An 11,287-nucleotide genomic window follows, 5' to 3' on the forward strand; every position below is an offset into this window, starting at 1 on the left:
AGCAAGGGTAGAAGAAGTACACCATGCAAAGGAAGAAGGAATAATATTTAACCTTTTAACAAATCCAGTAGAAATATTAGAGGATGAAAAGGGCTGGGTAAAAGGAATGAAATGTATAAAGATGGAACTAGGAGAACCAGATCAATCTGGAAGAAGAAGACCAGTAGAGATAGAAGGCTCAGAATATATAATGGATGTGGATACAGTAATAATGTCTCTTGGAACTTCTCCAAACCCATTAATATCTTCTACTACAAAGGGATTAGAAACAAATAAAAGAAAATGTATAGTAGCAGAAGAAGAAACAGGATTAACTACAAGAGAAGGAGTATATGCAGGAGGAGATGCAGTAACAGGTGCTGCCACTGTAATTTTAGCTATGGGAGCAGGAAAACAGGCTGCTAACGCTATAGATGAATATTTGAGTAAATAAATTAATTATAAAAAACTTCAACAAAATACCGTTGAAGTTTTTTATTTTAATAATGATTTTAAAAATTTATTTTATAAATGTTGTTAGATATAATATAGTATATATGGGTGTGTTAAAATATTAGTTATAAATTTTGATAGATTTATATACGTATTTGTAAAATTAGATTTGTTTCATGAATAATTGAGTATTTACTCAATATTTAAAATTATTTTGCGAGGTGAGAGTGTGCAGGATTACTTAAAATTTATACATAATGCTTGGGAAAAATTTATTGAAACTGAATATGTAGATAATAAAGTAAGGCCTGAAATAGCAGAATCTTGGAAAAGATGTAGAAATTACGGTGTAGAGCACATGAATGGTCGGGGGAATAGTAAAAATAAGGTTCCAGTAGAATTTAAGGTTCAAGAAAATGCAGAGTTAATTTCAGTGGCAAGACCTATAATGAAAGGTATATATAATATTGTTGAAGGTTCTGATTTTGCAATAATGTTATCAGATAAGAATGGATATATAATTGAAGTAATTGGAGATAAAGACATAATGAAGAGAGTAGATGAATTGAATTTTGTAAAGGGTGCTCTTTGGACTGAAGAAGCTGTTGGAACAAATGCCATAGGGACAGCTCTTTATTTAGATAAACCTATACAAACTATTGGTTCAGAGCATTTTTGTATAAATCAGCATTCCTGGACTTGTTCAGCCTGTCCTATTCATGATGAATGTGGAAATATAATAGGATGTTTAAATATGTCTGGAAATTATTATAATGCTCATTCTCATACACTTGGTATTGTGACAGCTTCTGCACAAGCTATAGAAAAACAATTGGCTTTAACTATGTCTTATAATCTTATAAATATAACATTTGATTCTATTTCTGAGGGTATGATTATTTTAGATAAAAATTTAAATGTAAAAAGATTAAATCATAGAGCTGAAGAAATTTTATTTATAAGTAGTGAATATGTTTTAGGTATAAATATTGACAGTATATTAAAAAATATTAGTATTAAAGAAATTTTAAAAGAAAGTTATAAAAGTTATAGTAACATAGAGGGGGATTTCTATATAAAAGATAATCGAATTAAATGTATTATAAATGCAGTTCCCATAAAGGCTAATGGAGAAGTTACAGGTGTTGTTATAACTTTTAGAGAGGCTACTTTAGTTCATAAATTAGTTAATAAAGTAATTGGATATAAAGCCACTTATACTTTTAATAATATATTAACTGCAAATGATAAAATGATCCAAATGATCGAAATGGCTAAGAAAGCTGCTAAAAGTCAGTGCAATATACTTATTGAAGGAGAAAGTGGCACGGGAAAAGAAGTAATTGCCCAATCTATACATAATTATAGTATGAGAGAAGAAGGGCCTTTTGTAGCTGTAAATTGTGCATCTATACCTAGAGAACTTGTTGAAAGTGAACTTTTTGGATATGAAAGAGGTGCTTTTACTGGAGCTTCAAAGGAAGGGCATCCTGGAAAATTTGAGCTAGCAGATGGAGGTACGATATTTTTGGATGAGCTAGGAGAATTACCTTTAGATATACAATCAAAATTATTAAGGGTGTTGGATAACAATAAGATTATAAGAGTAGGAGGAACTTATGAAAAACAATTAAATGTAAGAGTTATAGGAGCAACTAATAGAAATTTAAAGGAAGAGATGAAAAAGAAAAATTTTAGAGAGGATCTTTATTATAGGTTAGGTGTAATAAACATAAAAATATTACCACTAAGATATAGAAAAGAAGATATAGAAGTTTTGGTTAACAGTTTTGTAAGAAATCTTAACCAAAAAAATTTACAACAAAATAAAAGAGTTAAAAAATCATATATAGATAAATTAAAGGATTATGATTGGCCAGGTAATGTAAGAGAGCTTAGGAATGTGGTGGAAAGAGATTATTATTTAAGTGATCTAGATACTATTTCACCTTACTATATTGAAGAAAATGTATTTAAAGAAATAAATAATGAAAATCAAGATATAAATATTATTCCTATGAAAAGATTAGAAAAAGAAAATATTCAAAATGCTATAGAAAAGTGTGATGGAAACTTAGCTAAAGCTGCAAAACTATTAAATATTGGTCGATCTACATTATATAGAAAAATAAAAAAATATAATATAAAATGATTAATAACTTCACATTTAATAAATAACATAAAAGAGTTTGATACTATAGAATCTTAAAGTTTTTAGAGTATATCAAACTCTTTTTACTTATACTAGTTATATAAAGTGAACCTTAATTTAGATAAAGTTTTATTCCATCTAAATTTTTGGTAACATCTGTTACAGAATTAAATTATTAAGTGATATAAAATATAAACATAAAATTAAGGAGAAAATATAAATAAGGCTCAAATGGAGTGAGGTATTACTTATAAGTAGGCTCCTTTTAAGCTTTAGAAAAATTTCATATATGGAGGTATTGTTATGAGCTTATATTTAGGAAAGGTACATTATTGGTTATATAATAAAATAACTTGGTTTGAAGAGTTAGAAAAGGAAATAATAAATTTTGGTGAGAGTGAAAATTTACCTGTGGAACAGTGGAAAGAAGAAATTATATCAAAATATGGTGATCCTACTGAAAATAAACCATTAGAGGAAATAATAGATACTTCTAATATTCATGGATGGCTTCAAAACAAAATTTATGCAGCAGAAGTAAGACAGGCGGCTTGGGTTACAGCTATATTGAAAGAGAAAAAAGAATATAAGAAAAACTTAATGGACATATTTAAAAAGCAAGGAGAAAAGTGTGCATTAGAGTATAGAGAACAAAATAATCCCATGTATGCTGAGGATATGTATAATGCTTTAAATGATTATATATTAGAAGGAATGCCTTGTGATAGAGTAAATGTTATTTTAGATTCTAATGAAAATGAAATATCTTGGAAAGCTAATAAGTGTCTTCATACTACTCATTGGGAGGCTGTAGGTGGTGAAGTAGCAAACTTTTATAGCTTAAGAGAAGCATGGATAGCTGCTTTTATAAATTCCTTAAATAAGGAGTTCCATTTTGAATCCCTAGGAAATTACACTTATTCAATAAAAAAATAGAATAGTTGTAGAATAATTTAGGAGGAATAAAAATGAATTCAATTGAACTTATGGTAAATGAGCATAAAAACATAAAGCGTATGTTAGCAGTTATAAGAAAGTATTGCTTTAAAGTATTAAAAAACAAAGAGGTAGATTATAATGATTTTTATAGAATTATTGATTTTGTAAGAAATTATGCAGATAAGCATCATCATGGAAAAGAAGAAGATTATTTATTTAATAGGATGGTTGATGAAATTAAAGGACCTACAGAAAAGTTAGTAAAACATGGTATGTTAGTAGAACATGATCTTGGGAGACTATATATGCAAAATCTAGAAAAGGCTCTTAAAGCTTTAGAAAATGGTGAAGAAGAAGCTAAAATAGATATAATAGCTAATGCGGTTTCATATACGGATTTATTGTATAGGCATATAGAAAAAGAGGACGATGTAGTTTACAAATTTGCAGAAAGGAATCTATCTAAAGAAACTTTAAAAAAATTAGATGAGGATTGTAAAAGAATTGAAAAAGAAGCTAAAGAAAAAGGTATACAAGATAAATATATAAACCTAATTTATGAACTTGAAGAAAAGCTTAAATAAAGATTATTAATAAATATAAGAATAATTGTATAAATTTTATTTAAAGAGGTTTCGGAATTATAGGGAACTTTAAAAAATTGTTATAATAATAATCCTTTTATTTATTAAAAATCATATGTTGCATAGAATTTTATTTAAATAAACTTAGAAATTCTAGCAATATATGATTTTATTTTTATTTAAAACATAAAATTTTACAAAAAAGAGGACATTTACTATGTAATAACGAATTCATATAAAATCAGTTCAATACAGATAATACAAAGAATAGGTACAATATTAAAGGAGTACAATACTGGATAAGTATTAAGCGTATATTAGTATAGAAATATTGAACTTAAAATAAATATTATAAAATAGAATATAGTCAATCCTTTCACAAAATTGGTTTTTGCTCTTAAATTATGGCAGACAACTAAAAGAATATGAAAGAAAGAGGAATGATATTTATGTTTAGAAATCATAGGCCGGTTTGGGAAGAAGTAAACTTAGACAATCTATCTTATAATATGAAAAATATTAAAAATAAAGTTAAATGTAAAGAAATTTTTGCAGTTGTAAAAGCTAACGGTTATGGCCATGGCGCGGTAGATATAGCTTCAACTTTACTTGAAAACGGTGCAACTAGACTTTCAGTTGCTTGTCTTAGTGAAGCTATTGAGCTTAGAGAAGGCGGTATAACTTGTCCTATTAATATTTTAGGAATTACTCCTTCAACCTTATTTGAGGATATAATAAACTATAATATTGAACCAGTTGTTTTTTCCTATGATTATGCATACCAATTATCAAAAGCAGCTTGCCAGAAAAACAGGATAGTAAAGACACATATTGCAGTTGATACTGGAATGGGAAGGCTAGGAGTTGATCCCACAGTAGAAAGTTTAGAAGAAATAAAAAAGATACAAAATCTATCTAATATTAAAATTGAAGGACTATGTTCTCATTTTAGTAGTTCAGACGAAAAGGATAAAAGTTATTCAGAATATCAATTTAAAAGGTTTCAACACTTTAGAAAAAAATTAATAGAAATGAATATTAAAATCCCTATTCATCATATGGCTAATAGTGCAGCAATTATAGATCTTCCTAATACCTATTTAGATGGGGTAAGAGCTGGAATAATATTATATGGATATTATCCTTCTATGGAGGTAAATAAAGAAAATCTGCACATTAAACAAGTAATGACTTTAAAAGCCAATATTGTGTATATAAAAACCATAGATTCAGGCAAATATGTTGGTTATAATAGAAAATTTAAAACTAAAAGGAAGAGTAGGGTTGCTATTCTTCCCTTAGGATATGGAGATGGATATACTAGATTTTTATCAAATAGGGGCAAGGTTATAATAAATGGGCAATATGCTCCTATTATTGGAAACATATGTATGGATCAATGTATGATAGACGTTACAGATATTAAAGAGGTTAAAGTAGGAGATGAAGCAATAATTATTGGTAAGGATTATATTAACAATTTAAAATATGATGCAGAGGATATATCATCTCAGGTAGGCATGACTAGTGGAGAAATTATGTCTATAATAAGTAAGAGAGTGCCAAGGGTTTACATTAAAAATAGAAATATTATAAAAGTTAAAAATTATATAGCTTAAAGCTTTACACCTAATTCTTCAAATATTATGAGGAATTAGGTGAATTTGTAATCTTCTTAGATTAAGAAGGAGTACTAAAGTTCATTCATAGGTCTACTATATTTTTATTTAATATATTAAAATTAAATATATTTATACATACTTTCTTTTTATATAAAAAGTAAAACTGTAATTAAAATTGATATTTAATTGCAGTTGAAAGCAAATAATTATTCTTGTATAATTAAAAAGTAATTAATAAATATGCAAAATAGGAGTGAAATCATTGAGAATATTTAAAGAGAATACCATTGAAAAGGAAATAATAAAAATATCACAGAATTTTCATGATGAAAATGTACATGCTTTAGATGAAGTAGAAAAGTCTACAAGTAAAAATAAAATAGTAAGATTTACTGCGGGTATAGCTAAAATAGTACGAGTTATATCTCCTAAGGTAAAAAAAATGATAAATGGAATATTATCAATTACTACTAGAATAAGTACATTCTCTGTGAACTTAGATTATTCTGGAGAGCATCTTAAAAAATCAGCGGATAAATTATATAATTCTTCTGGAGTTTTAAACTCATCTATTAAAGAAGTAAAGGAGGCTATGCAGCAGATAACATTAGCTATTGAAGATGACGCAGAAACCGTTGAGTACATAAGTAGTGGTAATATAGAATTAATAAAACATATGGATGAAAATAAAAAGAATTTAGCACTTGTAAAAAATGTAAATAAAGAATTGGAATTTAAGGCTCAATCTATGGAAAAAGATATGACAGAGTTAAATTCTATATTGGAAAATATGAAAACTATAGTTACTGGTATGAGTGAAATAGCATCAAAAACTAATCTATTAGCTTTAAATGCTAGTATAGAAGCTGCAAGAGCAGGAGAAGCTGGAAAAGGTTTCGCTGTGGTAGCAGAGGAGGTTAGAAAGCTCTCCGAAAGTACATCGAAACAATTAGAAAAGATGGAGGAATTTGTTAATGATATAGGAACTTGCTCTACTAATAGTAGCAAAAGTGTAAAGGATACAATAGAAAGTATAGATAAATTAGGAGAATATACAGAAGCTATATCTGCATCATCTTCTAAAGTTAGAGAATCTATAGATACTGAAGTAAAGAGCATAGAACTTTTGGCTGCAAGTATGGAAGAAATAAATGCTTCCAGTGAAGAGATAAATAGTAATATGGATATTATAGGTGAAAATGTACAAGAAGTAAGTAATGAAGCTGCTGCCTTAAGTGAAAAATCTTTAGAAATAAAATATCTAGCAGATGAAATGGATAAAATAGATGATGAAATGTCTAATTTGGCTAAACTAAGTGGTGATATAACTGGGGAAAATCACTTTAAGATTACAAATAAAGATTTTATTGTGGCCATAAATAATGCTATAAAGGCCCATGAAAATTGGGTAGAGCAGCTCCAAAATATGGCTATGGAAAATAAAATAAAGCCAATACAAACGGATGGACAAAAATGTGGATTTGGCCATTTCTATAATTCTGTCATGCCAAGACATGAGGGAATAAAAGAAATTTGGATTAAAATAGATAATATACATAAAGAGTTACATAAAGTAGGGGAAGTTGTAAAAAACGATATAAAGAATGGAAACACAGAGAAGGCTAAAGAAAATAGCAAAAAAGCCACACAGTTGTCACAAACAATTATAAATATGCTGTCCAATATAAAATCCATTGCCACAGAAGTTGATAAAGAGGGTAATTTGGTTTTGTAATAATTGAATTTTATAAAGGATCCATGAAATATAATTGATTATATCAATTGTTTTTAATATAATATTTAATGCATTATAAAAATATAATGTGGGTGGGAGAGGGATAAAAAGAAAAGGACGAAGGAGAAGTGAAAAATAAATTAAACAGTTTATTCAATCTTAAAGAGTATAACACTACAGTTAAAGGAGAAATATTAGCAGGTCTCACCTCATTTTTTGCAATTGTATATATAATTGCTGTAAATGCATCTATATTATCTGATGCAGGTCTACCTTTAGAAGGTGCAATAATAGCTACCGTATTATCTTCCTTTGTAGGATGTATATTGGTAGGATTTATAAGTAATGCTCCACTAATTTTAGTTCCAGGCATGGGAGTTAATGCTCTTTTTTCCTATACCATTGTAGGTTCTATGGGGCTTTCATGGCAGCAAGCATTAGCCGCGGTATTTGTATCAGGAATTGTATTTTCCATAATAGCCTTTACAAAGTTTTCTAAAACCCTTACAGAATCGATCCCAATTTCCTTAAAGGAAGCTATAACTGTGGGAATTGGGATTTTAATTACATTTATAGGATTACAGAAAAGTGGAATTGTAATAGGAAGTAATACAACTTTTGTTGCATTAGCACATTTTAATAATCCAATGGTGTATGTAACTTTTATTAATTCAATAATTACATTAATATTATTTATAAAAAATGTGCCAGGAAATTTTTTAATAAGTATGATAGTTGGAACGATTATATCATATTTTTTTGGACTTTTAGATATAGCAAAGCTTACTTTTTCAAACTTTTCACTAGGTGCTTATAAAGAGCTTTTCTTTAAAATGGATTTTAGTAGTATTACTTCTATAACCTTTTGGATAGGAGTATTTTCATTAACACTAGTGCTTGTATTTGAAAATTTAGGGCTTTTACATGGTCATATAAATGTTATGTTAAAGGAAGAAAATAAATTTAAAAATTCTTTTGAGGCCTGTTCATTATCTGCTATTACTTGTGGATTTTTGGGAACAAGTCCTACAGTAGCTACTATAGAAACTGCAGCTGGCATAACAGCAGGAGGAAAAACTGGGTTAACATCTATTTTTACAGGGATTTTATTTTTAGTATCTCTATTTTTACTTCCAATTATAAAAATTATACCTAATAGTGCCATTTCTCCTATACTCATTGTTATAGGAGGATTAATGATAAAAAATGTCTTAAATATTGATTTTAATGATTTTTCAGAAGGATTCCCTGCTTTTTTAATTATAGTTATGATTCCACTAACTTTTAGTATTGTAGATGGTATGGCTTTTGGATTTATTGCTTATCCAATTGTAAAGTTATCAGGGAAAAAATCAAAGGAGATTTCTTATGCAATGTATATAATTTCAATTATGTTCTTGTTAAATTTTATATTGCATGCAGTAAGTTGAAATTATAATTGTTTATTTTAAAAATAAATAGTAAACTCTGTTTAATTATTGAAAAATATAACTAAACAGAGTTTTAATTTTGTTTCAAATATTTATAAAAAGTTGTATAATATTAATTTCTGATTATTTTGTATACTTATTGTAAATGAATACAAAATTTAATACTATTTGAAATGGGGAAAAAATATGGTATAATAAGAAAAAAATATGCACAAAAGGAGACGAATATGGAAGAAAAGACAATATTATCTAATTCTCAAATAAAGTCTAAAGCTAAAGAAGCCTTAAAGGGGAATTGGGGTACAGCAGTTATTACGTTCATTATATTTAATATAGTAATGTATTCTGTAACTTATGTATATAATATAAATCAAATTTCAAATTATATACATGATCCTTATTTAATTAGAGAGAATACAGGCTTTGGAGCATCTGGTATTATATTTTTTATAAAATTGCTTTTAGCAGGTCCTATGACCTATGGAATAACTAGATTTTCTATGAATTTAGTTAGAGATAAAAGCCATAAAATAGAAAATATATTTGAGGGGTTTAAACATTTTAGTGGAACTTTCATTATGAATATAGTTCTAGGTATATACAGTTTTTTATGGTCATTATTGCTTTTTATACCTTTCTTCGTAATTATTTTTGTTATGGTAATTAGAGAATTTTCAAAAACTAATATGAATTTTTATAGTAATGGTAATGATTTTAGTGGATGGATGATAGCAATTTTTATACTTTTAATTATAGTTTTAACTGTGGCCTTATCAATGATTTTATTTAGATATGCTATGACTTATTATATCTATATTGATAATCCTGATATGGGAGCTATGAAAGCAATTAAGGAAAGTGTTGCTATGATGAAAGGAAACAAGACAAGATTACTTTTATTATATTTAAGTTTTATATTGTGGTATTTATTAGGAATTATAACTATAAGTATTGCATTTTTATGGATAACTCCTTATATAAAATCTGCTGAAGCTGTTTTTTATGATGAGCTAAAGAAGAACAATGAATGTAATGCTGAAGAAGCAATAAGTACATTATAATTAAAATAATAAAATTTTTTGTTTATTGGTGCTTTTAAATGTGTACTGATGATTTAAAAGATAAAAACCTATGAAGTCCTTATAAGTTTAAGGATTTCATAGGCTTTTTAATTTTAAATTATATAAAATTAAATTAAAATGATTTACTATTTCATACTTACCTAAAATTGTTAAAGTATTACAAGTAAAATTATTATATATAGTAGTTACCCATTTATGATTTCTCCTCCATTTATATGTATTACTTCACCAGATACAAAGGAGGAACATTCATTAGAGGCTAAATATACATAGGTTGGAGCTAATTCGACTGGTTGACCGGGTCTTCCCATAGTTGTTTTAGAACCAAAGGTTTCTACATAATTAGTATCAAAGGAAGATGGTATAAGAGGAGTCCAAATAGGCCCAGGTGCCACAGCATTAACTCTTATACCTTTATTCCATAAAGATAATGCTAAAGAACGAGTAAAACTTACGATTGCACCCTTACTAGAAGAATAATCAATTAAAATTTCATGACCTTTGTAGGCTGTTATAGATGTTGTATTTATAATGGAAGCACCTCTATTTAAATGAGGTAAAGCTGCCTTTACTAAATAAAATATACTGAATATATTAGTTTTAAAGGTTTTTTCTAATTGTTCCTTTGTTATATCTTCTATGCTATTTTGAATGTATTGAACAGCTGCATTATTTACTAAGATATCTAGTTTATTGAAAGTATTTATAGTTTGATTTATAGCATCTATGCAAAAATTATCATCCGTAATATCTCCAGAAATTAATAAACACTTTCTACCTAAACTTTCTATTATAGCCTGAGTTTCTTTTGCATCTTCATGTTCATCAAAGTACACAATGGAAATATCAGCCCCTTCTTTAGCAAAGGCTATAGCTACAGCTCTACCGATGCCACTATCACCACCTGTAATTAAGGAAACTTTATTTATAAGCTTTTCGGAAGCTTTGTAGTTAGGATTGTCAAAAATAGGTTTAGGATTCATAATAGCTTCTATACCAGGTTGTTTTGGTTGTTCTTGACCAGGTACAGATTTAGGGAAACTGTTTATAAAATTCAAATCTTCATTCATATAATATCTTCCTTTCATTAAGTCTTGTTGTATTTTACATAGTTTGTTTAATAAATATAGAGTTATATCATTTATTATTAGTATTTATACATGAAAAAATTCTTACACTTATATAAGTTTTTTTAGGTTAGTTAATTGCTAATAGTGTAAATGTTAAAATTCAGTAATTGTAAATTATAATATGACAAAAGTAAATAAAGAAAAATAGTAATGGTAATATTTTAATAAAATTATAAAAATA

General features: G+C 27.4%; 9 protein-coding genes. 8 read left to right on the plus strand and 1 reads right to left on the minus strand.

Annotation, left to right across the window (positions count from 1 at the left end; translation table 11 throughout):
- The 8 genes from ACYUEW_RS14110 to ACYUEW_RS14145 form a co-directional block, all read left to right on the plus strand.
- The coding region (locus ACYUEW_RS14110) for an FAD-dependent oxidoreductase (RefSeq protein ID WP_460276980.1) at positions 1–433 on the plus strand (433 nt) is incomplete at its 5' end.
- A gap of 228 nt (positions 434–661) precedes the next feature.
- Entirely contained in the window at positions 662–2,584 is a 1,923-nt protein-coding gene (locus ACYUEW_RS14115) for a sigma-54-dependent Fis family transcriptional regulator (protein ID WP_043031892.1), read from the plus strand.
- Between the two features lie 303 nt (positions 2,585–2,887).
- Positions 2,888–3,520, plus strand: a complete 633-nt coding sequence (locus ACYUEW_RS14120; RefSeq protein ID WP_003486156.1) for a hypothetical protein — start codon at positions 2,888–2,890, stop codon at positions 3,518–3,520.
- A 32-nt stretch (positions 3,521–3,552) separates the two neighbouring features.
- Positions 3,553–4,107: a hemerythrin domain-containing protein gene (locus ACYUEW_RS14125; protein WP_003486155.1), complete on the plus strand. Its 555-nt coding sequence runs from the start codon at positions 3,553–3,555 to the stop codon at positions 4,105–4,107.
- 449 nt (positions 4,108–4,556) lie between these two features.
- Entirely contained in the window at positions 4,557–5,726 is a 1,170-nt protein-coding gene (alr, locus tag ACYUEW_RS14130; RefSeq protein WP_460276983.1) for an alanine racemase, read from the plus strand.
- A gap of 265 nt (positions 5,727–5,991) precedes the next feature.
- Complete coding sequence (locus tag ACYUEW_RS14135) at positions 5,992–7,464, plus strand: methyl-accepting chemotaxis protein (RefSeq protein WP_043031895.1); 1,473 nt, start codon at positions 5,992–5,994, stop codon at positions 7,462–7,464.
- Between the two features lie 128 nt (positions 7,465–7,592).
- Entirely contained in the window at positions 7,593–8,894 is a 1,302-nt protein-coding gene (locus tag ACYUEW_RS14140) for an NCS2 family permease (protein ID WP_265204021.1), read from the plus strand.
- Positions 8,895–9,121: 227 nt separating this feature from the next.
- Positions 9,122–9,955, plus strand: a complete 834-nt coding sequence (locus ACYUEW_RS14145; RefSeq protein ID WP_042385048.1) for a DUF975 family protein — start codon at positions 9,122–9,124, stop codon at positions 9,953–9,955.
- Between the two features lie 206 nt (positions 9,956–10,161).
- Here ACYUEW_RS14145 and ACYUEW_RS14150 read toward each other — a convergent pair whose 3' ends face one another.
- Positions 10,162–11,046, minus strand: a complete 885-nt coding sequence (locus tag ACYUEW_RS14150) for an SDR family oxidoreductase (RefSeq protein WP_265204022.1) — start codon at positions 11,044–11,046, stop codon at positions 10,162–10,164.
- Positions 11,047–11,287: the final 241 nt, after the last annotated feature.

It is taken from the genome of Clostridium sp. CTA-1 (assembly GCF_054768215.1).